Raw genomic sequence first — 25,427 nt, 5'->3', positions numbered from 1 at the left:
GACGAGGGTGGGAGTGGCACGGGGGTTCCCCAGACGCAAACGTTACTGACAAAGCTGATAACGTCAGTCACATACCCTAGAGGACGAAAGGGTGACTGGTCAATTGATGTTCGACAGTCACGTGAGCACGCTGCTGGACGTCTCGGTCGCACTGGTGAACGCCCTGACCGACGGCGAGGAGCGCGGCAGGGCGTACGCCGCCCCGCGCGGTGCCGCACTGCCCGCGGCCGTCGACGCGGCGCTGCCACCCGCCGGCGCCGGCCCGCGGGCGATCGATCCGGCCTCGGCCGAGTACCTGGCCGGCGCCGCCCGGCAGATGCGGCAGGTGTTCGAGGCCGTCGCGGCCGGGCGGGTCGACGCGGCCGCGGGTGTCCTGAACACGCTGCTCCGGAGCACCGGCGCTCGGCCGCAGCTGGACCAAGTTCCTGGTGAGCCCTGGCAGTTGCACTTCCACGGCACGGACGACTCGCTCGCGGTCGGCTGGAGCGCCGGCTGCGCGACCATGCTGGCACTGGCGATCGGCAGCGAGCTGGCCGGCCGGCTCGGGGTCTGCGCGGCCACCCGCTGCGACCGGGTCTTCGTCGACGGCTCGCGCAACGCCGTCCGGCAGTTCTGCTCGACCGCCTGCCAGAGCCGGACCAAGGCCGCGGCGTTCCGCGCCCGCCGGGGCGGCGGCGCCTGAGGGGCCGGGAGAGGGAGCCCCTCAGTGGGCCCCGGGGGGTGGCAGCTGGCCAGGGGCGCGGGACGACCACACCCGGCGAACCACGCCACGGATCGACGAGCGGTGGCGCCCGTTCCCGGCGGACGGCCCGGCGCACCCGAACGGCCCCGCCGCCGGCGAGCGCGGCTGCGCCGAGTAGGGTGCGGCCCATGCCGACGGTCCGGGTCGACGACCTCACGATGTACTACGAGCGGCACGGCGCCGGGGCACCGCTGCTGCTGATCGGCGGCCTGGGCGGCGATCTGACCATGCTCGACGCCCTCGTCCGACGGCTCGCCCGGCGCCACGAGGTGATCGTCTTCGACAACCGCGGCGCCGGGCGGACCGACCAGCCGGACACCCCGTACACCGTCGAGCTGCTGACCCGGGACGCCGCCGGCCTGCTGGCGGCGCTGCACGTGCCGCGGGCGCACCTGCTCGGAATCTCGATGGGCGGCCGGATCGCCCTCGAACTCGCACTCAGCAGACCCGAGTTGGTCGACCACCTGGTCCTGGTCAGCACCGCGGCGACCGGGCGCGGCCGGCTGACCGTCTCCGCGCCGATGCGGCTGGTGGGCGTCCTGAAGCGGCTCGGGGTGATCCGCCGGCGCCACCCGCAGTCGGCCGCCGCGTTCGGCCGGCAGCTCGCCGCGAGCATCGGCTACGACGCCGCCGACCGGCTGCACCTGGTCCGGGCGCCCACCCTGATCCTGCACGGGCGGCGCGACCGCTCGATCCCGGTCGGCCTCGCCGAGCGGCTCCACCAGGGCGTCCCGGGCTCGCGGCTCCGGCTCTTTCCCGGTGGTCACCTGTTCTTCCTGCTCGGCCAGCGCGAGCGGGCGCTCGACGAGGTCGAACGTTTTCTGTCGTAGCGGCAGCCGTGCGAACGGTCAGGGCTTGCGGGCCACCGCCGCGTACGCGCAGACCTGCGCGTCGGAGACCGTCCCCGCGTCCCGCTCGTCGTCCGATCGCCAGCGGTGGGTGGGGGCGACGCCCGGCTCGAGCAGCTCCCAGCCGGTGAAGAAGCGAGCGAACTCCTCCTTGGTCCGCATCTGTATCCGGGTACCGGCGTTGGCGTACACCTGGGAGATGCGCGCCGCCTCCTCCGGCGCGAAGTCCGGGCTGCCGTGGCTCATCACCAGCACGCTACCGGGCGCGAGCGCTCCCTTGAGCCGCTCCACGATCCGGTGGGCGCCGAGATCGTCCGGGACGAAGTGCAGCAGCGCGTTGAGGCTCAGCGCGACCGGCTCGGCCAGGTCGATGGTGGCGCGCAGCTCGGGCGAGGCCAGGATCACGGCCGGGTCGGTGACGTCGGCCTGGACGTAGGCGGTGCGGCCCTGCTCGGTGCTGTGCAGCAGCGCCTTGGCGTGGGCCAGCACGATCGGGTCGTTGTCGACGTAGACGACCCGGGCGTCGGGCCGGGTCTGCTGGGCGACTTCGTGCAGGTTGGGCGAGGTGGGGATGCCCGTGCCGATGTCGAGGAACTGGCGCAGCCCGGCGCCGGCGAGCAGCCGGGTGGACCGGTGCATGAAGGCCCGGTTGGCCCGGGCCGCGATCTCCGCCCACGGGAAGACCGCCATCACCTTGCCGACCGCCTCCCGGTCGGCGGCGAAGTTGGTGGTGCCACCCAGGTAGTAGTCGTACATCCGGGCGGAATGCGCTCGGTGCAGTTCCAGGTTGACCTCGTTGTAGTCCGTCGGCATCCGCTCTCTCCCCCTGCTCCGTACGCGGGCCCCGTCCACACCGCGCACGTTCCGGAATCCGCCCGTCAGGGTATGCCATGGCGCACATCGGCCCGACCCGGTTCGCGGTTTCCCACGCGGCTTCCCGCGTCACCCGAGGCGCGGACCCGCTCGATCACGGCTCCGGCCAAAATGTGCGGTGACGGTGGCATATGACCATACGTCAGATAGTCTTTCCATCACAGCATGACAGCTAGTAACCGTTGTGCCGATCTTCTTGCGTCACAGGCCGCCCGATGCGCTGTGATGTTCCCGAGGGGGTCGCTCCGGTCCCCGGCGGACGACCGGCCGTGGACCACGGCCGCCGGTCCTGGAGGGCCGAATGACGATCGACAGGGGCGTGCCGCCGCAACCCGGTGGGCACCGGGGAGGGCGGACCGTGACCGAGGGCGGCGAGGCGACGCCGGCGGACGGCCGGCTGCTCCTCACACTCCAGGCGTTCTGCGAGACCCACGAGCGCGCCTGGCACGGCTTCGCGCTGACCCAGGTCGGCAGCGACCAGGACGCCGCCCTGGTGGTCGCCGGCATGAAGGCCCACCTACGGCAACGCTGGGCGCTGGCGCTCCGCCAGGAGATCCCCGCCACCTACGCCTGGCGGCTGCTCAAGGAGCACGTCGCGGCCTGGATGCTGCACACCGGGCGGCGGCAACCGGCCCTGCTGGAGAGTGCGGTGCTCGACACCGTGGTCCGGCGCCTCCGCGCCGGCCGCCCCGGGGACGGCCGGCGCGAACTCCCCGAGGGACGCGGCCTCCACACCGCGATCCTGGGCCTGCCGGAGCGCCAGCACGATGTCATCGTCCTCAGGTACGTGCTGGACATGGACGAGGAGGAGATCGCGCAGTACCTCGGCCGGCCGGCCGCGACCGTGCGCTCCCACCTGCGGCACGCCCACCGCAACCTCGCCCGGGCCCTCGAGCTGCCCGAACCGGCCGACTCGCAAGGAGCGCCATGACCGCCGGGGAACACCAGCACGGCCTGCCGTCCCGCCGCCGCCCGCACGACCGCCGGAACGGCACTGCGGGCCGGTTCCGTGCGCCGACCGGCGGGCCGGCGCACGACGGGCGGTCCGGCGCCGGGGCCGAGCCGCCGGTGATCGTCTTCAGCGGCGCGTCCCGGCTGCCGGCGCACGAGCCGGACCGGATCAGCGCGGCGCCCGTCCGGCTGCCGTCCGAGCACGAGCAGGCGACCCACGAACTCGCCCTGGTCACCGCGCTGGTGCTGAACGCCCCGCAGGCCGCGCACAGCCTCGACCTGCTGGTCAACTCCGCCCGGATCCACCCCGAGGGGGCGCTGGTCTTCGCGGGGCTGCTCTACCTGACCGACCGGACGGACGCGGCGCAGTTCTGGTGGCAGTTCGCGGCGGGCGGCGGCAGCCAGACCGCCGCGTACTGCCTGCACCTCTACCACCTGCTGCTCGGCGAGCCCCGGGACGCCGCCTACTGGCGTGCCCAGGCGGACCGGCTGGCCGGCCATCCGCGGCCGCGGCCGAACCGGGGGCTGGCCACGGCGGCGGTGCGCGGGGGCGCCCCGCTGCTGCCGGAGGAGGTGCGACGCGACATCCTGGCCCGCTGCCACCGGGGGCTGCTGCCGCGGCTGCCCATCCGGCTGGAGGCGGTGATCAACCGGCTGGTGGTCACGGCGAACGACGACGACTTCGGGGAGATCCCGCAGCCCTCCGACACCCTGGTCGGCGATCTGGCGTCGACGTGCTGAGGCCTGCCCGGAGGCGCCGAGGGGCGCCTCGGCCTGGTGAGGCGGACACGAATTTGTTCGACTGTTGTTCCGGGTGGGTTCAGCCATCGTTGCGGAACACCGGCGACCGCCTCACCTTGCCAGATCAGGCCGGTCCGTGAACCGACCGCCGATCGGCGGGGCGTCACTCTCCAATCGCATGACGTGATTTTTGTGTGATGCGCACGATGCCGGCTTGTTATCAAGCTGATGATCCCTCTAGTCTCCCAGCAGTCCGCAGCTGCGGACTGCCGACCGCGGTACGCCGAGCCCTGCCCGCCGCGGGAGGGAAGCCGACCACCCATGGGCAGGGGTGGGGGACCCAGGTTTGGTGCCGTCCCCACGGCTAGGGGTGAAGCCGCGCGCCGGGTCCTCCGGCGGGCGGCCGGGCCACCTCCCGGCCCGAACCCGACAGCTCACCTCGCAGGCGTGCGGAGAGGGACACAGAGGGACATCATGGTGTTTTCCGGTTCCGGCCGTCACCGTCGCCCCACCCAGGCCGACCGCGCCGTGGTCGCCGCCGGCGTGGCGGGCGCGGGCATAGCGTTGCCGCTGCTCACCGCGACCAGCGCGCACGCCGCCCCGGTCAGCGCCTGGAACACGGTCGCCCAGTGCGAGACCGCCGGGAACTGGACCGCCGACACCGGGAACGGGCTCTACGGAGGCCTACAGCTCACCCAGCGGACCTGGGTCGCGTACGGCGGCGACAAGTACGCCGCCGAGCCCGACCACGCCACCCCCGACCAGCAGATCGCCATCGCCGAGAAGGTGCTGGCCCACCAGGGGCCGAGCGCCTGGCCGAACTGCTCCGACTCCGCCGGCCTGAGCAGCGACGGGCCGACGCCGGTGCTCAACACCAGCCAGCCCGCTCCGGCGACTCCGGCACCGGCCGGCGGCAGCACGGTGCTGGCGGGTCCCGACGACCCGACCTTCCCGGGCCACGGCGGGTGGGACGGGTACGACGGCGTGTACTGGTACCAGTCCGGGGGCGTCTGGTACTGGACGAACCAGCAGTCCGTCTACCTCGAGCACACGGGGGCGGCGGCGACCGCGCAGCCGAGCGCGGGCGGAAGCGCGACCGTCACGCCCGCCACTCCGGTCACGCCCACCACGCCGAGCACGACGGGCACCACGGCCACACCCACCACGACGGGCACCACGGGCACCACGGCCACGCCCACCGCTCCGACGACGTCGCCCGCCCCGGGCACGACGGGTACGCCGGGCACGACGGGCACGGCGACCCCGGTCACGCCGACGACGCCCACCACCCCGACGTCCGGCAGTACCACGGGCACGACGGGCACCACGGGCGCGACGGGCACGGCCGCGCCCGGCACGCCGGGCAGCGCGGGCAGCGGCACGGACACGCCGTCGACCGGCACGACGACCACGACGACCCCGGTCACGCCGACGGCACCGACCACCCCGGCGGCACCCGCCACCCCGGCCACCGGCATGAGCACGGGCACGAGCACGGACGCTGGCACGAGCACGGGCGCTGGCACGAGCACGGGCAGCACGGCCGCCCCGGCCACTCCCGCCTCCCCCGCGCCGTCCGCCACCACCCCGGCCCCCGCGCCGTCCGGCGGCACGGCCGCGGCCGGCACCTACACCGTGGCCACCGGCGACACCCTCTCCGGCATCGCCCAGTCCCACCAGTTGCCCAGCTGGAACGGCCTCTACCAGGACAACGCCTCGACCGTCGGCACCAACCCCGACCTGATCCACCCGGGCCAGCAGCTCCAGCTCCCCTGACCCCGGCTCACCCGCGGCTCGCGCCCGCCGCCCCGGCGGGCGCGAGCTCGTGCCGCGCGGCGGGGGAAGCGGACACCGCGGCCGCGCCGAGCCCCCGGCCACGAGGGTGAGGCCGTGCCGGCAGGTGGGGGTCACACGATCGGGCGTACCGCGCGTTGGACCCGTCCGTACCCGATGGCTCCCGCAACGCCGTTCCCGTGCGCCCGGTCGGCGATCGGGCCGGAGTCCGCGGCATCCCGACCACCGGGCCCCGCCCGCCGATCCTGAGCCGGCCCGGCACGCGGCAGATGGTGATCCCGCCCGGCCCCCGTGCCCGGGCGGGATCACCGCCGTCCGCGCGGCCCCCGCGAACCGCGCGGACGGCGGCGGGGATGGTGACGCGCGGGCCGCCGTCCGACCACGACGGCCCGCGCGTCACCCCCGTCCCCGGACGGCCGTCAGCCCGTGAAGGCGGCCAGTCCGTCCGGGGTGCCCAGGCCGGTCGGGCCGTCGTAACCGGGGCCCGCCGTGCAGAGGTAGGACGGGGAGCAGGTGGCGGTGGAACCGGTGGTCACGTCCCAGAGCGCGCTCGGGTGGGCGTAGGCGTCGGCCGCCGGGTAGCTCGCCGAGGGCGCGCCGGCGTCGGCGTAGACCGCGGCGATGATCGGCGAGGCGACGCTGGTGCCGCCGTAGACGTTCCAGCCGGAGCCGCCGTAGGTCTGGTAGACCGCGACGCCGGTGGCGGGGTCGGCGACCGCCGAGACGTCCGCGACGGTCCGCTTCGAACAGCCGGTGTCCTTCTGCCAGGTCGGCTTGGCGTCGTACGCCGAGCAGCCGGAGCCGGCGCCCTCGGTGCTGCTGGTGGACCACGCCGACTCGCTCCAACCGCGGCTGTTGGAAGCCTTGTTGAGCGAGGTGCCACCGACCGCGGTGACGTACCGCGAGGCCGCCGGGTACTCCACGCCGTAGCCGCCGTCACCGGAGCTGGCGGTGATCGCGACACCCGGGTGGTTGTAGTAGCTGGTGTCGTAGCTGGGGTCCGAGGAGGACTCGCTGCCGCCGTAGCTGTTGGAGACGAACTTGGCGCCCAGCTTGACCGCCTCGTTGACCGCGGTGCCCAGGTTGGCCGTGGTCGCGCTCTTGGCCTCGACCAGGATGATGTGCGCGTTCGGCGCGATCGCCGAGACCATGTCCAGGTCCAGCGATATCTCGCCCGCCCAGCCGGAGTTGTTGGTGGGCAGCGAGGTGGTGCTGCCGGTCTGGCTGACCTGCTTGAAGCAGCCGTTGGCGGTGGTGCAGGCGGGCAGGCCGTACTGCGCGCGGTAGACGGCCAGGTCGGACGCCGCGCTGGGGTCGTTGTAGGCGTCCACGATGGCCACGGTCTGGCCCGCGCCGCCGTTCGCCGGGAGGTTGTACGCGCTGCGCAGGTCGCTCGGACCGTAGCCCGAGGGGGTGGCGTTGGCGCTGATGCCGAGCGGGCTGACGTGCTGGACGACGCTGGTGACCCGCAGTGCGTCACAGGCCATCTGACCGGCCGTCGGGACGGCGCACGAGCGGACCCAGGAGCTGCCGTCGTGACTGGAGGTCAGCGGGGCGGCGTCGGCCGGGGCCGCCGCGAACGCGGAGAGTGCCAGCGAGGCCGTACCGGCCAGGGCGATGGCGATTCTTCGGGACGTGGCGGATGTGGGGGTGAAGGTCGCGAGGCGCAACGGACTGTCTCCTGTGGTTGGTGAACCTGGAGTTGCAGGTGTGGGGGACCGCGCGAGGACAGGGTTGTCCCCGCGACGGGGTGCGCGCGTGCTGGGTCGAACCGGCTCCGGGTGGGGAGCGGGCCGGCTCGCGGACGAGGCTAGTTAAGACATGACCTGATCAACAAGAGTTCGAACGGATCTTCCCCACCGTCCACGATGAGAATTCGACCCAGCTCCGGTTCCGGCCAGTAGGGACGCCGGATTCCGGACGTTTTCGATTTGTTCACCGAACACCTCCCACACCGCGGCTGCGCGGTGGGCCAGAGTCGTACCCGGATCGGCACGGCCATTTGCCCCGTACCAGGCGTGAACTGACGGAGAGGCAGGAGAAACAAATGTCCGGAATGACCCGACGCAGGCTGCTCGGCGCGGCGGCCGGCGTGGCCGGTGGAGCGGCGGCGATGACGCTGCTGCCGCCGAGCGTGCAGCAGGCGGTCGCGGCCGGAGTGCCGCGGCGCAGCTCACTACGCGACGTCGAGCACGTGGTGATGCTGATGCAGGAGAACCGCTCCTTCGACCACTACTTCGGCACCCTGTCCGGTGTGCGCGGCTTCGACGACCCGAACGCCCTGCGACTGCCCGACGGCCGCCCGGTCTTCTACCAGCCCGACAGCGTCAACCCGGACGGCTACCTGCTGCCGTTCCACCTGGACACCCGCACCACCAGCGCCCAGGCGATCCCCTCCACCAGCCACGCCTGGGCCGTCCAGCACCAGGCCTGGAACGGCGGCAGGATGGACCAGTGGCTCCCCGCGCACCGGGCGGCGGACGGGGTCAACGGGCCGTACGTGATGGGTTACTACACCCGCGACGACATCCCGTTCCAGTTCGCGCTGGCCGAGAACTTCACCATCTGCGACCACTACTTCTGCTCGGTGCAGGGCCCGACCTGGCCCAACCGGCTCTACTGGATGACCGGCAGCATCGACCCGGCCGGCACCCAGGGCGGCCCGATCATCCAGAACGCCGCGCCGACCCCGCTCACCTGGACCACCTACGCCGAGCAGCTGGAGGCGGCCGGGGTGAGCTGGAAGGTCTACCAGGAGACCGACAACTACGACACCGACGTGCTCTCGCTCTTCGCCAACTTCCAGCAGGCCAAGCCCGGTGACCCGCTCTACGACAAGGGCGTGGCCGCGCAGCCGACCGGCACCTTCGAGGACGACGCGCGCAACGACCGGCTGCCGGCGGTCTCCTGGATCCTGCCGACCAGCTACCAGTCCGAGCACCCGAACTACCTGCCGGCCGCCGGCGCCGACTTCGTCGCCTCCAAGATCGAGGCCATCGCGTCGAACCCGAAGGTCTGGGCGAAGACCGTCTTCATCCTCAACTACGACGAGAACGACGGGCTCTTCGACCACGTGGCGCCGCCGGTGCCGGGGGCGGGCACCGCCGGCGAATTCATCGGCGGGCTGCCGATCGGCGGCGGCTTCCGGGTGCCGTGCATCATCATCTCGCCCTGGACGGTGGGTGGTTGGGTGGCCTCGGAACCGTTCGACCACACCTCGGTGCTGCAGTTCCTGGAGTGCTTCACCGGGGTCACGGCCGCGAACGTCACCGACTGGCGGCGGCAGACGTTCGGCGACCTCACCTCGGCGTTCCAGTTCCGCCACGGCACCGCGCGGGCCCCGCGGCTGCCCGACACCGCGGCCCAACTCGCCCTGGCGGAAGGCGAGGTGGCCGACAACCCGGCCCCCACCCTGCCGGGCGCCGACCAGCACTTCCCGCGCCAGGAGCCGGGCCACCGCCGGCAGGTGCCGCCGCAGCGGTGACGATGACGGCACGCCCGGCGCTCCGGCCCCGCCCCGGCCCGACCCTGCCCCGCCGCGAGGAGGGGGCGGGGCCGGGGGGTCGTAGGATCGAGGGATGGGTACCGATGACGACACGGTCCGGGTGGACAGCTGGGTCTGGTCCGTCCGACTCACCAAGACCCGGGCACTGGCGGCCGCGGCCTGCCGGGCCGGGCACGTGCGGGTGAACGGGGAGAAGGTCAAACCGGCCCACACCGTGCGTCCCGGGGACGAGGTGCGGGTGTACCACGCGGGGCACGAGCGGGTGGTGGTCGTGTCGCGGATCGTGCGCAAGCGGGTCGGGGCCGGTCCGGCGGCGGAGTGCTACGTGGACCACAGCCCGACCCCGCCGCCCCGCGAGCAGGCTCCCGCGCCGGTGGCGCTGCGCGAGCGGGGCGCCGGGCGGCCGACCAAGCGGGACCGCCGCGAGCTGGACCGGCTGCGCACGCACTGACCAGGCCCGCGCCTCGGGGTCGGGCCGGCTCGCGGTGTCGAAGCCGGCCCGGCTCGGCCCGGCCGGCGTCATTCGAGAGGGGCACTGCGGTAGACGGTGAGCGCCGCCCCGGCGATCTCCACCTGACGGGTGTCGGTGAGCTCACCGCGACGGAAGGCGTCCAGGCAGCGGTGGAAGAGCGGCATCTCGCGTGCCGTGAGGACGGCGGCGGCCAGGTCCACCAGCTCCGCCAGCCCCGGCTCGCCGAGCACCCCGGACCGCCCGCCGGCGAGCAGCACCACGGGCTCGCCGGTCCGGCCCCGCACCACCGCGGTGGTGGAGCCTCCTTGCACGAGCAGCACGGACCCCCCTCGACCCCGGGGGACCGTGCCGTTCACGTACCTCGGGTCGTCGGTGCAGACGATAGCCGCGGGGGCGCCCGGCCCAGGGCGCGGTTCATCACACTTTAAGGAAGTCGATCGATGTCGAAGTGAATCGATCGCCAGTGCGGGATTACTTGTCATCCTCTGACTGGTCGCCTGCGGGCCGAGCGCCGTCGGCAGCTCGGTCGCGTTCCAGCAGGGAGTCGACCAGCGCGGCGACATGGCGGCGGTCGGCGGCCGAGAGCCGCTGGACGCTGGCGATCAGGATGTCGACGTCCGGGTCGGCGACGGCGGTCGCCCCGGCCGACGGGTCCGGGTAGAGGTGGATGCCACAGGCCTCGGCGGCGGCCCGGCGCAGCGCGTTCAGCGGGAGGTCGAGTCCGCGGGCGAGACCCTCCAGAGTGGCCGGCTGGGGCATCCGGGCCAGGCGCTGCGCGGTCGCCAGGTGATGGACCGTCGAACGGGGGATGCCGCCGCGGCGGGCGACCTCGCCGTACGACCAGCCCGTCCGGTCCAGTCGCTCTCTCACCAACTGCTGTAGCGCATTGGACACTTGGGGGTCGCCTCCCGTTGACGATGCACCGACGAGGTCGATTCTACGGCGATCACGGTTTCCGGCGGCACGGACCCCGGACCACCCACCGACCCCTCTCCCTCCGTTACCGGCCCGTAGCGGAACGTTGTCGCGAACCCCTTGCCCGCCACCCGTGGCGGCCACTACTGTCCAATCTTGTTGGACAACACGTCCAACGAGATTGGCCGGCAGTCGGACGGGCCCTCCGCTGTCCCATCGTCTCGTCAACTACCGAATTCTCCAGGGGAGATCACCATGATCGACAATCACGAGCTCGACGCCGAGTCCGCCGAGCTGCTCCCCGGCCGCGAGGCCCTGGGCAAGCTGAGCTTCAACTTCACCAAGACGGTCAACGTCACCAAGCACGTCGCCAACGTGCACGCGACCAACCAGTCGCTGGCCACCAACAACCACTCGGCCTTCGCCACCGCGCAGTCCGAGGCCGACCAGGCCATCAGCATCACCCAGTAACGAGCCGCCCGGTGGGACCGCGTCCGAGGCAGCGCGGTCCCACCACCGGCCTGGGGGGGGGGGGGGGGGGGGGGGGGGGGGGGGGGCGGCGGGGGGGGGGGGGGGCCCCCCCGCGCCGGGGGCGGGGGGGGGGCGGGGGGCGGGGGGGGGGGGGGGGGGGGGGGGGCCCCCCCCCCCCCCCCCCCCCCCCCCCCCCCCCCCCCCCCCCCCCCGCGACCTGCCACCCGGCGCCGACGCACCGACCGAACGACCGTGGGGGACAAGCACCTTGACGCAGCAGGCCGGCACAGCGGCCGTCGACGACCCGGCCGCCGGTGCACTGGTCCCCGGCCCCGGGGGCTTCGCCACCTCGTACCAGCAGACCCTGTCCGTCCTGAACCACCCGGTGCCCAGGCTCAGTTCGGGCCTGCGACTGCACGGTGAGTACCAGGGCTCCGGCTTCACCGAGCCCCGGTACATCGCCCGCCGGGGCGACGGCCAGGTGGTGCAACTCTCGTTGCTGCTGCACCTGGTGGCCGGCGCGATCGACGGCCGGCGGAGCACCGAGGACATCGCGCACCGGGTCAGCGGGATGTACGGGCGGGAGCTGAGCGAGGAGAACGTCCGCTACCTGATCGAGCGGAAGCTCGAAGTGCTGGGCGTCACCGTACCGTTCGGGCAGCCGGACGACCTCGTCCCGGACGCCCCGCGGTCCGACCTGCTGCTCAGCCTCAAGGGCCACCGGGTGCTGTTCGACGAGCGCCGGGTGGCCCGGATCGCCCGCGCGCTCAGCTGGCTGCACTGGCCCCCGGTGGTCGCCGTGGTGCTGCTCGCGGCGGTCGCGATGGACGTCTGGCTGTTCGGGTACTTCGGCGCGATGACCCCGGTGCTGGAAGTACTCGACCAACCCGTGCTGCTGCTGGCCGTGTTCGGCCTGACCGTCGCCTCCCTGGTGTTCCACGAGTTCGGCCACGCCTCGGCCTGCCGGTACGGCGGCGCGCACCCCGGCTGCATCGGCTGCGGGGTCTTCCTGATCTGGCCCTCGCTCTACACCGACGTCACCGACGTCTACCGGATCGGCCGGGCCGGACGGATCCGCACCGACCTCGGCGGGGTCTACTTCAACGTCGTCTTCATGCTCGGCATGGCCGGCTGCTACTTCGCCACCGGGCAGCCGTTCTTCCTCAGCGCGGTCTACCTCGGCCACTTCGAGGTGCTGGAGCAGCTGATGCCGGCCGTCCGGCTGGACGGGTACTACATCGTCGGCGACCTGGCCGGGGTGCCCGACCTCTTCGGGCGGATCAGGCCGATCCTGCTCAGCATGGTCCCCGGCCGGCCGGTGCCGGCCGAGGCGGCCGGCCTCAAGCGCTCGGCCCGGGTGATCGTCACGGTCTGGGTGCTGACCATGGTCCCGCTGCTGGTGGGCGATCTGGGCTACGCGCTCTGGAACCTGCCGCGGATCCTGACCACCACCCTGCACTCGCTGGTCGCGCAGCTCACCGGCACCTGGTCGGCCTTCGCCGCCGGGCAGCTCGCCGCCGGGCTGGTCGGGGTGCTGGGCAGCCTGATGCTGGTCTGCCCGCTCGCCGGGGTCGGGTACCTGTCGGTCCGGCTCGGCGGACGGCTGGTCCGCGCCGCCGCGCGGACCACGCGGGACGACCGCCGGCTGCGGATCGGCCTCGGACTGCTGGCCGCCGCCGGCGTCGTGGGTCTGGGCCTCGCCTGGGCCGGCGGGATCACGCCCGGACCGCTGCCGGCGCAGCCGCCGATCGTGCCGGCACTGCAACCCGGGGTGCCGCAGGTCCGGCCCGTGGTGCGGGTGCCGCACGTGGGCCGGGTGCACGAGCACGCCAGGCCCCTCCCGGCGCGGTCCGCCGCCGCGACGCCGCACGTCAACGGGCCCGCCACGCCCGGCGCGGGAGCCCCGGCCGGCGGCCCGACACCGGCCCCGCAGGTTGCGGCGCCGCCCGCCCCCGCGCCCACACCCGCACAGAGTGCCGCGGCGCCCGTCGCCTCCTCGCGGCCCGCGCGGTCGGCGCCACCCAGCCGGACGCCGGCCGCTGCGGCCAGCCCGTCGCCCGTGCCGACCTCGAGCACGCTGACCCCGCCCGCCACCTTGTCGCCGGTCGTCGGGCCGAGCCCCTCCCTCACGCCCGGCACGCCCACCGCAGGACCCACCACCGCAGCACAGCCCTAGGAGACCCCGTGAACCACCAGCAGCACCGCAAGCCGCGTCGCGGCCGCCTCACCCCGGCCGGCCGGGCCGTCCGGGTCGGCCTGTTGGCCACCATCGGCTTCACCGGCGTGGCCACCGCGCTCCCGGCCCAGGCCGCCACCGGCGTGGCCGTGGCCGACGACTCGGCACACACGCTGGCGAGCCCGGCCCAACCCGACCGGTTCCAGGACTCGTTCACCGTCCACCAGTACGGGACGCTGCTCGCCGCCAGCGCCACCAACCAGGCCGACGCGTTCGCCGCCGGCTGCTCGGCCGCCGCGCCCTGCCGCTCGGTGGCGCTCTCGTTCCAGATCGTCACCATGGCCGGGGAGAACGTGCACCTCAACGCGGTCAACCTGAGCAAGGCCGAGAACGAGCACTGCGCCGGGTGCCAAACCCTGGCCGGCGCCTACCAGTTCATCATCTCCACGCCCGAGCCGTTCCGCCTGTCGACTGCCGACATGCGGCAACTTGATGGCATTCACGACCAGTTGAACGCGCTGAGCCGGTCCGACGAGTCCACCACGGCGGTGCAGAACCAGGCGGACGCGCTGGCCGCGCAGGTGCTGGCCGTGCTCAACGCGGCCGCGGCGAACGCCCCGAGCGGTGGCGGAGGCACCGCCGCCGCACGGACCCCGCGGCCGGCGGTGAGCATGCATCGGATGTTCACCCTCTGACCCGCGGCGTGGGTGGCCCCGGAGCGCGACACCACCGCCGCTCCGGGGCGCCGGGCTGCACGGTGTGCGGGGTCAACCGACAATGGGACCCGGGAGGTCGACCGGCGCCGTGACGCGGACAGCGGGCGCACAAGGGGACACAAGGAGTCAGCGATGGCGACGACAACCGTGGACTGCCTGGTCATCTTCGGCGCGACCGGCGACCTGGCCAAACTGGAGACCTTCCCGGCCCTGGTGGGCCTGGTCGAGCGCGGCGTACTGGGCGTCCCGGTGCTGGGCGTGGCCAAGAACGGCTGGAGCCTGCCGGAGTTCCGTGACTACGCGACCGCCTCGCTGCGGCTCAACAACATGGACCCCACCACCCCGGCCGCCGAGAAGCTGCTCGGTCTGCTCCGCTACGTGGACGGCGACCTCACCGAGCCCGCCACCTACCAGGCCCTGGCGGACGCGATGGGTGACGCGGCGAATCCGCTCTACTACCTGGAGGTGCCACCGGTGCTGTTCGGCCGGATCGCCCAGGGCATCGCGGGGGCCGGCCGGGCCGGCGGCGCCCGGGTGATGGTGGAGAAGCCGTTCGGCACCGACCTGGACAGCGCCCGCGAGCTCAACACCACCATCCAGCAGGTCTTCCCGGAGGACGCGGTCTTCCGGGTGGACCACTGGCTGGGGCTGGAGCCGATCCAGAACCTGCTCTTCGCCCGGTTCGCCAACACCGTGCTGGAGCCGTTGCTGAACCGGACCTTCGTGGACAGCGTGCAGATCACCATGGCCGAGGACTTCGACGTCGCCGACCGCGGCCGCTTCTACGACCGCACCGGCGCGATCCGCGACGTGCTGCAGAACCACCTGCTGCAGATCCTGGCCAGCGTGCTGGCCGACCCGCCGGACGGCGCCGGCCTGGCGCACTGGCCGCAGGTCAAGGACCGGGTGATCGGGGCGCTTCGCCCGCTGACCGTGCGCGACGCCGTGCGCGGCCAGTACCACGGCTACCACGAGGTCCCCGGGGTGAGCCCGGCCTCCACCGTGGAGACCTACGTCGCGGTCCGGCTGGAGCTCGACTCCTGGCGATGGGGCGGCGTACCGGTGCTGATCCGGGCCGGCAAGTGCCTGCCGGTGACCGCCACCGAGATCCACCTCAGCTTCCGCCGCCCGCCGCACGACGTCTTCGGCCTGCGCGACACCAGCACGCTGAACGCGCTGCGGATCCGGGTCCGGCCGGACACCGAGCTGGGCCTGACCCTGGTGGGCAAGCAACCCGGCGACACCAACCGCCCGCGGCAGGAGGAGCTGGTCTTCGCCCAGCAACCCGGATCCGACATGCGCCCGTACGACCGGCTGATCGGCGCGGCGCTGGAGGGCGACCGCTGGCTCTTCGCCGACCAGCAGACGGTGGAGGACTCCTGGCGGGTGGTGGACCCGGTACTGGACGACGCCGTCCCCGTTCACCCGTATCCACGCGGCAGTTGGGGACCGGCCGAGGCGGACGTGCTGCTGCCGCCGGGCATTCGCTGGCACGATCCGGCGGCCTGAGGCCGCGGTGCCCGGGCCCGTCCGGCGGCTCGCGTCCACCACCCCCGACGTCCGGGCGGCGGCCGCGCGCCGCGCGGTGCGGGTCAGCACGGCCGCGGCCGCCGGCTTCTACTCCTGCCGCTACGGCCTGAACCAGCCGGTCACCGCGATCTACGCGCTGTTCGGCGCGCTGGCGCTCGGGGTGATCTCGCAGATCTGCGGCTCCGGCCGGCAGCGGGCCGCGACCACGGCGGCCGCGCTGCCGGTGGGCTGGCTGCTGGTCGCCATCGGCACCGCCGCGGCGGCGCACACCTGGACGGCGGCACTCGGGATGCTGCTGGTGGGCTTCCCACTGACCCTGGCGTCGATCGCCGGCCCCCGCCCGGCCAGCACCGCGCCCGGGCTCCAACTGCTCTACATCCTGCCGTCGTTCCCGCCGTACGCGCCGCAGCAGTTGGCCGCCCGCCTGACCGGGGTGACGATCGGCGTGCTGGCACTGGCCGCGGTCGAGCTGCTGCTGCCCGTCCCACCCGGCCCGAGCTACCGCACGCTGCTCGCCGACGCCGTCACCGACGCCGGGCGGCTCGCCACCCGGCTCCGCCGGCCGGCCGAGCTCGACGAGACCGACCGGGCCGCAGTCGACCCCGCCGACGAGCGGCTGCGCCCGTCCCACCTGCCGCCCGCCGAGCGGCCCGCCAGCCCCAGCCGGACCGATCGCGCGCTCGCCCAGGCCGGCGCCGCCGTCCGGGTGCTGCTCGGTCAGCTGCACGCGCTGGCCCGCATCCCGGAGGCGCCCGCGGACGACCCCCCGTCGGCCGCCATGCTGGCCCGGATCGCCGAGGCCTGCGCCTGCACCGCGGCCGCCCTGCGCGGCGGTCCGGCACCGCCCGCCACCGCGATGGACGAGGCGCTCCGCGCCTTCCAGGCCGAGCGGATCGAGCGGGCCCAGGCCGGCAGCCCGGATCGGGCCACCGTGCCGGCGCTGCGCCGGCAGGCCCGGGTGCTGGCGGCCGCCGAGCCCGCGCTGACCCTGAAGTCGGCGGTCCGGGTGGCGGTGGACGGCCGCCGGGCCTGGCCGCTGCACCCGGTGGCGCTGTTCTGGTACGTCCGGGCCCGCACCCCCACGCTCTGGTGGTACCGGATCCGCGACCACCTCACCCCGCACTCGGTGTACTTCCAGAACGCCGTGCGCACCACCGTGGGCCTGGCCGCCGCCCGGCTGGCGGCCGGCGTGCTTGACCTCCAGCACGGCTTCTGGGTGCTCCTCGCGGTGCTGACGCTGACCCGCACCACCGCGCTGAACACCTGGCGGTCGGTGCGCCAGGCGCTGTTGGGCTCCCTGGTCGGCGCGCTGGCCTCGGCCGCCCTGCTGCTGATCGCGGGCCAGCACGCCGAGGCGTACGCGGTCGCCCTGGTCCCGCTGATGCTGGTGGCGTTCACCCTGGGCCCGCTGCTCGGGGTGGCCTGGGGACAGGCCCTGTTCACCCTGGTGGTCGCCACCGCCTTCGCCCAATTGGCGCCGACGACCTGGCAGCTGGCCCGGACCAGGCTGCTGGACGTGGCCACCGGCAGCGTGATCGGGCTGACCTGCGGGCTGCTGGCCTGGCCGCGCGGTGCCCGGGGCGAGCTGCGGCGGAACACGGCGGCCCTGGTCCGGGCCGGCAAGCCGGTGATCGAGCAGACCGCGGCCGCCCTGCTGGGCCCGACGCCCGCCCCGGAGCCGAGCGCCATCCGGCCGGCCCGGCGCGCCCTCCGGCTGGCCGAGTCCTCCTACGCGCAGTACCAGGGCGAGCTGGCCACACCGCGCGCCTCGCCCATCGACTGGCAGGCCGCGCTGATCGCCGCCTCCCGGATCCTGCAGGGCGCGGACGAGCTCCTGGACGGCCACTGCGACTCACCGCGCCCGCGCGACCCGGCCGGCTTCGCGCGGGCCCGGGCGGCGGCGGCCGCGGTGGCGGCGGGCTGTGACCGGCTGGCCGACCTGCTGGCCGACGGCCGGGACGGGGCCGCCCCGGTCCCGCGGGTCCGGGTGGTCCCGTCGGACGACCCGAGCCCGGCGGACGCCCCGGCGCTGCCACTGCTGGTCGACCTGGAACGGTGGCTCGACACCGTGGCCACCCTGCTGGACCGGGTGCTCCCCGAGCCCGCCGCGACCGGCGCGGATGGCGGGCCCCCGGTCGCCCGCCTACCGTGAGATGAGCTGCACGGAGGTGGCTCCCCATGCCCGGACGGATCGAGGACTACGCCCTGGTCGGCGACCTGCGGACGGCGGCCCTGGTGGGCCGGGACGGCTCGGTGGACTGGCTCTGCGCCCCGCGCTTCGACTCCCCCGCCTTCCTGGCCGCGCTGCTCGGCACCGAGCAGAACGGGCACTGGCGGATCGCCCCGCAGGACGCGGGCCCGTGCACCCGGCGCGGCTACCTGGGCGACACGCTGATCCTGGAGAGCGTCTGGGAGGAGCCCTCCGGCACCCTGCGGCTGACCGACTTCATGCCACTGCCCGGTGACGACACCGGTCCGCACCTGGTCCGGATCGCCAGCTGCACGGCCGGTTCGGTGCGGCTGCGCAGCGAACTGCGGCTGCGCTTCGGCTACGGGCGGTTCGTGCCCTGGGTGCGCCGGGTCGCCGGGGCGCGGGTCGCGGTCGCCGGTCCGGACTCGGTCTGGCTGCGGTCGGACACCGAGCAGCGCGGCGAGCACCTCACCACCCGCGCCGACACCGTGCTGGAAGCCGGCGACAGCGCCACCTTCGTGCTCAGCTGGCAACCCTCGCACCTGCCCGGGCCGGCCGCCCCGGACGCCGCCCAGGCGCTCGGGCGGACCCGGGCGTTCTGGGCCGACTGGATCGCCACCTGCGGCTACCAGGGCCCGTACCGGGAGGCCGTGGTCCGCTCGCTGCTCACCCTGAAGGCCCTCAGCTACGCCCCCACCGGCGGGATCGTCGCCGCGGCCACCAGCTCGCTGCCCGAGGACCTCGGCGGTGAGCGCAACTGGGACTACCGGTTCTGCTGGCTGCGCGACGCCACCCTCACCCTCTCCTCACTGCTGCGCGTCGGGCTGGTCCGGGAGGCGGAGTCCTGGCGGCAGTGGCTGGAACGGGCGGTGGCCGGCAGCCCGGAGGACCTGCAGATCATGTACGGGGTCGCGGGCGAGCGCTGGCTGCCGGAGACCGAACTGGACTGGCTGCCCGGCTACGGCAACTCACGGCCGGTCCGGGCCGGCAACGCGGCCGCCGACCAGCTCCAACTGGACGTCTACGGCGAGGTGATGGACGCCCTGCACCTGGCCCGGACGGCCGGGCTGCCGCCGCTGGCGCACGCCTGGGACATCCAGCGCGTGCTGATGGAGTTCCTGACGAACACCTGGCGGCAGCCGGACGACGGGCTGTGGGAGATCCGCGGGCCGCGCCGGCACTTCGTGCACTCCAAGGTGATGGCCTGGGTGGCGGTCGACCGGGCGGTCCAGGACGCCGAGCGGTTCAACCTGCCCGGCCCGGTGGACCGTTGGCGGGCGATCCGGGAGGCGATCCATCGGGAGGTCTGCACCCGGGGCTTCGATCCGGGCCGGGGCACCTTCACCCAGTACTACGGCTCGCGGGAGCTGGACGCGGCACTGCTGCTGATCCCCAAGGTCGGGTTCCTGCCGCCGGACGATCCCCGGGTGGCCGGCACGGTGGACGCGGTCCGCGCCGAGCTCGACCAGCAGGGCTTCGTCCGCCGCTACACCACCGGCGCCGATCCGGAGACCGCCGTGGACGGCCTGTCCGGCACCGAAGGCGCCTTCCTGGCCTGTTCGTTCTGGCTCGCCGACGCGCTCGCCGGGCTCGGCCGCGAGGAACAGGCCCGGGAGCTGTTCGAGCGGCTGCTGACCGTCCGCAACGACGTGGGGCTGCTCTCGGAGGAGTGGGACCCCCAGGCCAACCGCCAACTCGGCAACTTCCCGCAGGCGTTCAGCCACATCGGGTTACTGGACACCGCGCTGGGGCTGTCCGGCCGGCGGCATCCGCGCTCATGACGGCCAGTCAGCGTCCTGGAAGGAACCGTGCCGTCCGGCGCCGGCGGCGAACCGGGCCGCCCCGACCGCGGTGTCGGCGGCGAGCGAGAGCTGCCCGCGCCGCCACTCGTTGGCCAGCGCGACCGGCTCGGACAGGCTGTGCTGTTCGAGCAGCGAGCGGCGGTCCTGGCGCAGGCAGGTCTGCGGGAACCGGGCCAGCTCGGCGGCCAACTCCTCGGCCACCGCCCGCTCCTGGCCCACCGGGACGACCCGGTTGGCCAACCCGATCCGGTGCGCCTCGGTGGCGTCCACCGGGCGGCCGGTGAGGATCAGGTCCATCGCCCGGCTCTCCCCGATCAGCCGGGGCAGCCGGACCGTGCCGCCGTCGATCAGCGGCACTCCCCAGCGGCGGCAGAACACCCCGAAGACGGCGTCCTCGGCGGCCACCCGCAGATCGCACCAGAGCGCCAACTCCAGCCCGCCGGCCACCGCGTGGCCGGCGATCGCCGCGATCACCGGCTTGCCCAGCCGCAGCCGGGTGGGGCCCATCGGGCCCGGTCCGTCGGCGGAGAGCCGGTTGCCGCGCTCGGTGCCGACCGCCTTCAGGTCGGCACCGGCGCAGAACGTCCCGCCCTCGCCCCAGAGCACCGCGACCGCGGCCGAGTCGTCCGCCTCGAACTCCTCGAAGGCCGCCAGCAGCGCGGCGGCGGTCGGCCCGTCCACGGCGTTGCGGGCCGCCGGACGGGACAGGATCACGGTACGGACCGCTCCCCGCCGCTCGGTCCTGACCGGTTCGGTGCTCATCGGGCCTCTCCTCTCGGTTGGTTGACCGCGACCGGAGTCGGTCCGGCCCGTCAACGGGCTGATCAGCCGGTGACGCTCGGCGTGCCGGTCTCGAGGTGGCCGGTGAACCGGCGCGACCAGCTGGCGTCGAGGTCCACGGTCACCGTGAAGTCGTACCACCCGTTGGTGTAGGCGACCGCGTTGAAGTAGTCGAACACGCTGCCGCCGGCCGGCACCTGGTAGGTCCACGGGCCGTCCGAGCGGTACTGGTTCGAGGTGATGGTGAAGGTCGCGGTGCGGCCGGAGCCGGCGGCGTTGGTCATGGTGAACCAGACCGCCTGCTGCCCGGTGTTCGGGGCCGCCGCGTAGGAGCTGGTGGTCTCGGCGTACTGACCGGCGTTGGTGGCGTTGCCGGTGACCCGGCGCAGGAACCGGTTGGGGCCGATCAGGGTGAGGTCGTAGGCGCCGTCGCCGTAGCCCGAGCCGATGTTGAAGAAGTCCTCGGCGGTGCCGTCGGCACCGCTGGCCGGGTCGTACGCGGGCACCGTGTACTGCCACGGGCCGCCGCTGCGGTACTGGTTGGCGTAGATCGCGAAGTGCGCCGCGCTGGTGGCCTGTTCGCCCTCGTTGGACATCTTCATCCAGAGCAGGATCTTGCCGGCCGCGTCGAACTCCAGCCGGTCCACCGAGCCGTTCGGCTGGTAGGGCAGCGCGCGGGCCGGCTTGGTGCCGGGCTCCTGGCTCGGCATGCTGTTGTTGGTCGGGATCGGGTTGGGCAGCAGGGTGCAGCTGGACTGCCCGATCTGGTAGCTGGTGTCGGGCAGCGCGGGCAGCCCGTAGACCGGCGAGCCGAAGTCGAAGGCGCCGGTGAGGTCGCCGCAGACCTGGCGGCGCCAGTCCGAGATGTTCGGGCAGATCGCCGGGGTGCCGAGCGCCGTGGTCCAGGTCTCCAGGAAGCGCAGCACCGAGGTGTGGTCGGCCACCTGGGAGTCCACCCAGCCACCGCGGGTCCACGGCGAGACGATGATCATCGGGACCCGGAAGCCCAGCCCGATCGGAGTGCCGTTCTGGATCGACTCCTCGGCGGTGCCGGCCGGGGCGACCGGCGGCGGCACGTGGTCGAAGAAGCCGTCGTTCTCGTCGTAGTTGAGGAACAGCACGGTGGAGTCGAAGACGTCCGGGTCGGCGGCGAGCGCCTGGATCACCAGGTTGACGAAGTGCGCGCCGTCCCCGGGCGGGGCGTCCGGGTGCTCGGAGTGCGCCTGGTCGGCCACCACCCAGGAGACCTGGGGCAGCGTGCCACCCAGCACGTCCGCCTTGATCGCGGCGGCGATGTCGTCCGGGGTCGAGCCGGTGACCGCGGGCACCGAGGCCATCCCGCGGTCGTGCAGCGGGGTGCCGGCCGCCGCGTTGGCGAACTGGGTGAAGTAGGCCAGGGCGTTGTCGCCGAAGTTGTCGTTGGCGTTCTGGTAGAGCTTCCAGCTCACCCCGGCGTTCTGCAGCGCCTCGGCGTAGGTCTCCCAGCTCAGCCCGGACTCCGAGCCGCCGTCGTACGCCGGGCCGCCCTTGGTGCCGTCCGGGCCGATCATGCCGCTCCACAGGTAGGTGCGGTTGGGGCCGGTGGCGCTGATGATCGAGCAGTGGTACGCGTCGCAGATGGTGTAGGCGTCGGCCAGCGCGTAGTGGAACGGGATGTCACTCCGGTTCAGGAAGCCCATGGTGCGGTCGGAGAGCTTCGCCGATATCCAGCTGTCCATCTTGCCGTTGTTCCACGCCTTGTGCTGGGTGCTCCAGCCGTGGTCCAGCGACTGGTCGCACTGCGCGTACTTCTCGCCGGTGATACCGAAGGCGGACGGAGTGGTGCTCAACTGCCAGGGGTACTGGTGGCCCCAGAGCAGCCCGGGCTGGTTGAAGACCGAGGTGCCGTTGCCGCCGATGGTGATCGCGCTGCGGTCCCCGAAGCCACGGACGCCCTTGAGCGAGCCGAAGTAGTGGTCGAAGCTGCGGTTCTCCTGCATCAGCACCACGACGTGGCGCACGTCGCGGATCGTTCCGGTGGCGCCCTCCGGGAGCGCGGCGGGGGTCGCACCGGTGGCGGCGGAGGCCGGGACCGCCTCGCCCGGCAGGGCGTCCACGCCCAGCGCCGCGCCGACGGCGGCGGCGGAACCGAGGAAGGACCGACGGGAGACAGGGGACAACGCGACCTCCGAGGTCGTGGTGGGGGGACGTGCCAGCCGCACAGGCTGCCGCTGGTGGGCGACTGGCAGGCCCGGTCCCGGTGACCACGAGATGAACGCCGCGCGACGGCTACTGGATGGTAACCAGCTGTCCCGGGAATGCACCAGTTCCTCTGCGGCACCAGGTTCGGCGAGGGCCGGCCGGCCCCCGGTCGGACCGGCCGCGCGGGGCCGCCACGCCGCCGTCCGGAGCCGCGCTGAACCACCGTCCGACGGACGGCCCGTCACCCGTGCGCCGTCCGTCGGCATGCGCGCGGGCCGGGCCACCGGTTCCCTGGAGGTCGAGGCACGGAGTTCCGGGTGAACACCGCAGCGACCCACCAAGGTGTCGCGACCGCGCCTTCTGGAGGATCGAAGACCATGCGTTCCACTCGTGCTCTGACCGGGGCCGCGCTGGCTGTCGCGGCCCTCGGGCTGGCCGTCCCCACCGCCCTGGCCGCGGACGCCGGGACGATCGCGGCAGCCCCCCGGCCGGTCGCCCCCGGCGACGACGTCAGCCTGAGCAGTTCCGCGTGCGGCGACAGCGGCTCGGCCGCCGTCGACGCGAGCAGCCTGGGCTCGGGCACGGTCGCGCTGATCTCCGAGGACCGGACCGGACCGCGCGACGTGCGGGGTGGGCTGAAGATCCCCACCGGCACCCGGCCCGGCAGCTACTGGATCGGCGGCACCTGCGCGAGCGGGCGGGCGCTGACCGGGACGGTCGTGGTCACCGGGCCGGCGCCGGTGGGCTCGATGTGGGCCGGGCTGGACGACGACACGCTCGGCGGTGACACCACCCGGATGGCGGCGGGCGGCGCGCTGGTGGTGGCGGGCGCGCTGCTCGGCACCCGACTGCTCAGCCAGCGCCGGAGCGAGCAGCTCTGAGCCTTGGCCACGCGGCCGGCCCGGTGGTCAGCCGGCGCGACGGCCGCCGCGGGCCAGGAAGGCCCGCAGGCCGTCGGCGACACCGTCGGTGGTGGCGGTGACGGGCTGGGCGGTCACCGCCGGGTCGACGAGTCCTCCCGGCGGCGTTTCGGCTGGGCGCGGGAACGGGAACGCCCGCGGGCCGGCTCCCTCACCGGCCGGCCCGCGAGCGTTCCCGTCACCTCACACCGTCACCTCACACCGTGAGCACGGCCCGGAACTCGGCCTTGCCCAGCCCCTGGAAGGCCTCCTCCGCCTCCTCCAGCGGGCGGGTCTCGATCATCGGCCGGACCCCCTTGAGCGCCGCGAACGCCATCGCCTCCTCGCTGTCCTTGGCGTGGCCGCTGTACCAGCCGGCGATCTCGCGGCGGCCGAAGACCAGCAGGTCGGGCGAGACCGCCAGCGAGTTGTGGTCGGCGCCGATGACGACCAGCCGGCCGTTCGGCGCGAGCCCCTGGACCAGGTCGGCCTGGGCGGGGCTGTTGACGGCAGTGGAGATCACCGCGGCCGCGCCGCCGAGCCGGGCGAGGGCCTCGCCCGCGCTCCCCTCGGTGCTGTCGAGGTACTCGTCGGCCCCCAGTCGCCGGGCCACCGCCTCACTCTCCGGCCCGAGGCCGATCGCGACGGTGCGAAAGCCCATCTTGTCGGCGAACTGCACGGCCAGGTGGCCGATCCCGCCGACACCCTGGACGGCGACGGTGTCGCCCGGCCGAGCACCGCAGTGCCGCAGGGCGTTGAACGAGGTGACGCCCGCGCACATCATCGGGCCGGCCTCCTCGAAGGAGAACGCGTCGGGGATCCGGGCCAGGGTGTCCTGCGGCGCCACCAGGTACTCGGCGTAGCCGCCGTCGTAGTGCAGTCCGACGATCCGGCGTTCGGCGCAGTTGACGAAGTCGCCGGTGCGACAGGTGTCGCAGACGAAGCAACTGCCGCCGTGCCAGCCGACGCCGACCCGCTCACCGACCGCCCAGGCGCCGACCCCGGCACCGACGGCGTCCACGGTACCGGCGATCTCGTGCCCCGGCACCCGTGGCAACCGCACGCCCAGCAGGCCCAGCCGGGTGAGGTTCTCGCCGCCGCAGATCCCGCAGGCGCGAACCCGCACCCGCACTTGCCCGGGTCCGGGTTCGGGCACCGGCAGCCGGGTGACGACGAACGGCGCCTTGGCCTCGACGACTTGGACGGCGCGCATGTCGGAAGCGTTCATCGGTCTTCCCTCCGGGCTGGGGGCTGGCTCAACTCGGGTTACCACAGGGTCAGTTGCTGGATCTGCCGGTCATCAGGAGGTCTTCGCCGGGGAGGAACGAGGAACTCTCGCCGGCGAGGAACTCGGCCACGTTCGCGACATCCTCGGTGGTGGCCATCCGGCCGATCGGGACGGTCCCGATCGGGCTCTTCCCGTCCGGGCCGTCGTCGGTTACGGCCACCTCGACCACGGCGACCGCCTCGTCGGCCTGATGGCGACGTCGGCGCCCCGCGCGGCCAGCCGCAGCACGATCGCCCTGCCCAGACCCTTGGAAGATCCGGTCACCAGGGCGACCTTGCCTTCGAACGACATGGAGCGAGCCCCTTCCGCTCAGGGAACCACCGGCCTACGGGGCCCGCGATGGTGGGGAGGTCCCGACGGGACGTGCGTCGTCCTGGCACGTGCCGGCAGCCCGGGCCCTCGGCTACAGCATCCGGGCCACCCCGCGATCCGGCAACCCGACCCGGGTCGTACGACTACAGCCGGTGCGCGCATCGACGGTGGGCGCCAACCGCCCGGCAGGGCACGGGTCATGGGGCACGCTACACCCTCGAAGGCGTGAATTTCAGTATT

At 73.8% G+C, this 25,427-nt stretch carries 23 protein-coding genes and 1 riboswitch; of the genes, 14 read left to right on the top strand and 9 right to left on the bottom strand.

The window, feature by feature from the left end:
* Nucleotides 1–91: 91 nt before the first annotated feature.
* Together ACIGXM_RS27750 and ACIGXM_RS27745 are read left to right on the top strand one after the other, a co-directional pair.
* Nucleotides 92–682 (top strand): CGNR zinc finger domain-containing protein, encoded by a 591-nt coding sequence (locus ACIGXM_RS27750; protein WP_396565489.1) that lies wholly within the window; start codon nt 92–94, stop codon nt 680–682.
* A 188-nt stretch (nt 683–870) separates the two neighbouring features.
* A complete protein-coding gene (locus ACIGXM_RS27745; RefSeq protein WP_396565487.1) occupies nt 871–1,572 on the top strand; it encodes an alpha/beta fold hydrolase in 702 nt (233 codons plus the stop codon).
* An 18-nt stretch (nt 1,573–1,590) separates the two neighbouring features.
* Here the strand turns inward: ACIGXM_RS27745 and ACIGXM_RS27740 are convergent, their stop codons facing one another.
* Nucleotides 1,591–2,403 carry an SAM-dependent methyltransferase gene (locus tag ACIGXM_RS27740; RefSeq protein ID WP_396565485.1) on the bottom strand — a complete coding sequence of 271 codons (813 nt, stop codon included), beginning with the start codon at nt 2,401–2,403 and terminating at the stop codon, nt 1,591–1,593.
* A 361-nt stretch (nt 2,404–2,764) separates the two neighbouring features.
* Here ACIGXM_RS27740 and ACIGXM_RS27735 point away from each other — a divergent pair, with 361 nt between their 5' ends.
* The 3 genes from ACIGXM_RS27735 to ACIGXM_RS27725 all read left to right on the top strand — a co-directional run bounded on the left by ACIGXM_RS27735 (nt 2,765) and on the right by ACIGXM_RS27725 (nt 5,931).
* On the top strand, nt 2,765–3,394 hold the full coding sequence (locus ACIGXM_RS27735) for an RNA polymerase sigma factor (RefSeq protein WP_396565483.1): 630 nt from the start codon (nt 2,765–2,767) through the stop codon (nt 3,392–3,394).
* Nucleotides 3,391–4,155 (top strand): hypothetical protein, encoded by a 765-nt coding sequence (locus ACIGXM_RS27730; RefSeq protein ID WP_396565481.1) that lies wholly within the window; start codon nt 3,391–3,393, stop codon nt 4,153–4,155. The genes ACIGXM_RS27735 and ACIGXM_RS27730 overlap by 4 nt, the downstream gene beginning before the upstream one ends.
* Nucleotides 4,156–4,457: 302 nt before the next feature.
* A riboswitch (cyclic di-AMP (ydaO/yuaA leader) is annotated at nt 4,458–4,617 on the top strand.
* A 12-nt stretch (nt 4,618–4,629) separates the two neighbouring features.
* Entirely contained in the window at nt 4,630–5,931 is a 1,302-nt protein-coding gene (locus ACIGXM_RS27725) for a transglycosylase family protein (protein WP_396565479.1), read from the top strand.
* Between the two features lie 437 nt (nt 5,932–6,368).
* Here the strand turns inward: ACIGXM_RS27725 and ACIGXM_RS27720 are convergent, their stop codons facing one another.
* Nucleotides 6,369–7,619: a peptidase S8 gene (locus tag ACIGXM_RS27720; protein ID WP_396565477.1), complete on the bottom strand. Its 1,251-nt coding sequence runs from the start codon at nt 7,617–7,619 to the stop codon at nt 6,369–6,371.
* 377 nt (nt 7,620–7,996) lie between these two features.
* Here ACIGXM_RS27720 and ACIGXM_RS27715 point away from each other — a divergent pair, with 377 nt between their 5' ends.
* Complete coding sequence (locus ACIGXM_RS27715) at nt 7,997–9,433, top strand: alkaline phosphatase family protein (RefSeq protein ID WP_396565475.1); 1,437 nt, start codon at nt 7,997–7,999, stop codon at nt 9,431–9,433.
* Between the two features lie 94 nt (nt 9,434–9,527).
* On the top strand, nt 9,528–9,905 hold the full coding sequence (locus tag ACIGXM_RS27710; protein WP_396565473.1) for an RNA-binding S4 domain-containing protein: 378 nt from the start codon (nt 9,528–9,530) through the stop codon (nt 9,903–9,905).
* Between the two features lie 68 nt (nt 9,906–9,973).
* Here ACIGXM_RS27710 and ACIGXM_RS27705 read toward each other — a convergent pair whose 3' ends face one another.
* Together ACIGXM_RS27705 and ACIGXM_RS27700 are read right to left on the bottom strand one after the other, a co-directional pair.
* A complete protein-coding gene (locus ACIGXM_RS27705; RefSeq protein WP_396565471.1) occupies nt 9,974–10,246 on the bottom strand; it encodes a hypothetical protein in 273 nt (90 codons plus the stop codon).
* 151 nt (nt 10,247–10,397) lie between these two features.
* Complete coding sequence (locus tag ACIGXM_RS27700) at nt 10,398–10,796, bottom strand: helix-turn-helix domain-containing protein (protein ID WP_396565529.1); 399 nt, start codon at nt 10,794–10,796, stop codon at nt 10,398–10,400.
* 300 nt (nt 10,797–11,096) lie between these two features.
* Between ACIGXM_RS27700 and ACIGXM_RS27695 the strand changes: the two genes are divergently transcribed.
* From ACIGXM_RS27695 to ACIGXM_RS27670, 6 genes are all read left to right on the top strand, one after another.
* A complete protein-coding gene (locus tag ACIGXM_RS27695) occupies nt 11,097–11,312 on the top strand; it encodes a hypothetical protein (protein ID WP_396565469.1) in 216 nt (71 codons plus the stop codon).
* 268 nt (nt 11,313–11,580) lie between these two features.
* On the top strand, nt 11,581–13,488 hold the full coding sequence (locus ACIGXM_RS27690; RefSeq protein WP_396565467.1) for a hypothetical protein: 1,908 nt from the start codon (nt 11,581–11,583) through the stop codon (nt 13,486–13,488).
* A gap of 8 nt (nt 13,489–13,496) precedes the next feature.
* Complete coding sequence (locus ACIGXM_RS27685; RefSeq protein WP_396565465.1) at nt 13,497–14,183, top strand: hypothetical protein; 687 nt, start codon at nt 13,497–13,499, stop codon at nt 14,181–14,183.
* Between the two features lie 153 nt (nt 14,184–14,336).
* Nucleotides 14,337–15,713, top strand: a complete 1,377-nt coding sequence (gene zwf / locus ACIGXM_RS27680; RefSeq protein ID WP_396565463.1) for a glucose-6-phosphate dehydrogenase — start codon at nt 14,337–14,339, stop codon at nt 15,711–15,713.
* 7 nt (nt 15,714–15,720) lie between these two features.
* The gene (locus ACIGXM_RS27675) at nt 15,721–17,886 is read left to right on the top strand and encodes an FUSC family protein (protein WP_396565461.1); all 2,166 of its coding nucleotides are present in this window, start codon (nt 15,721–15,723) and stop codon (nt 17,884–17,886) included.
* Between the two features lie 26 nt (nt 17,887–17,912).
* The gene (locus tag ACIGXM_RS27670; protein WP_396565459.1) at nt 17,913–19,706 is read left to right on the top strand and encodes a glycoside hydrolase family 15 protein; all 1,794 of its coding nucleotides are present in this window, start codon (nt 17,913–17,915) and stop codon (nt 19,704–19,706) included.
* On the opposite strand, the gene ACIGXM_RS27665 is transcribed toward ACIGXM_RS27670, so the two are convergent.
* Nucleotides 19,701–20,489: a crotonase/enoyl-CoA hydratase family protein gene (locus ACIGXM_RS27665; protein WP_396565457.1), complete on the bottom strand. Its 789-nt coding sequence runs from the start codon at nt 20,487–20,489 to the stop codon at nt 19,701–19,703. The genes ACIGXM_RS27670 and ACIGXM_RS27665 overlap by 6 nt on opposite strands.
* A 62-nt stretch (nt 20,490–20,551) precedes the next feature.
* Nucleotides 20,552–22,666 carry a phosphocholine-specific phospholipase C gene (locus ACIGXM_RS27660; RefSeq protein WP_396565456.1) on the bottom strand — a complete coding sequence of 705 codons (2,115 nt, stop codon included), beginning with the start codon at nt 22,664–22,666 and terminating at the stop codon, nt 20,552–20,554.
* A 399-nt stretch (nt 22,667–23,065) separates the two neighbouring features.
* Between ACIGXM_RS27660 and ACIGXM_RS27655 the strand changes: the two genes are divergently transcribed.
* Nucleotides 23,066–23,569, top strand: coding sequence for a hypothetical protein (locus tag ACIGXM_RS27655; protein ID WP_396565454.1), 504 nt, complete (start codon nt 23,066–23,068; stop codon nt 23,567–23,569).
* A 235-nt stretch (nt 23,570–23,804) separates the two neighbouring features.
* Here ACIGXM_RS27655 and ACIGXM_RS27650 read toward each other — a convergent pair whose 3' ends face one another.
* From ACIGXM_RS27650 to ACIGXM_RS27640, 3 genes are read right to left on the bottom strand one after another with little or no spacing between them, the layout of a single operon-like run.
* Entirely contained in the window at nt 23,805–24,815 is a 1,011-nt protein-coding gene (locus ACIGXM_RS27650; RefSeq protein ID WP_396565452.1) for an alcohol dehydrogenase catalytic domain-containing protein, read from the bottom strand.
* A gap of 49 nt (nt 24,816–24,864) precedes the next feature.
* Nucleotides 24,865–25,035 carry a hypothetical protein gene (locus ACIGXM_RS27645; protein ID WP_396565450.1) on the bottom strand — a complete coding sequence of 57 codons (171 nt, stop codon included), beginning with the start codon at nt 25,033–25,035 and terminating at the stop codon, nt 24,865–24,867.
* Nucleotides 25,026–25,166: an SDR family NAD(P)-dependent oxidoreductase gene (locus ACIGXM_RS27640; RefSeq protein WP_396565448.1), complete on the bottom strand. Its 141-nt coding sequence runs from the start codon at nt 25,164–25,166 to the stop codon at nt 25,026–25,028. The genes ACIGXM_RS27645 and ACIGXM_RS27640 overlap by 10 nt, the downstream gene beginning before the upstream one ends.
* Between the last annotated feature and the right edge of the window lie 261 nt (nt 25,167–25,427).

Source organism: Kitasatospora sp. NPDC052896, from assembly GCF_044547075.1.
In the GTDB taxonomy this organism is placed as follows: domain Bacteria; phylum Actinomycetota; class Actinomycetes; order Streptomycetales; family Streptomycetaceae; genus Kitasatospora.
The sequence above is the reverse complement of the archived record's forward strand: the minus strand, read 5'-3'. Positions and strand labels throughout refer to the sequence as shown.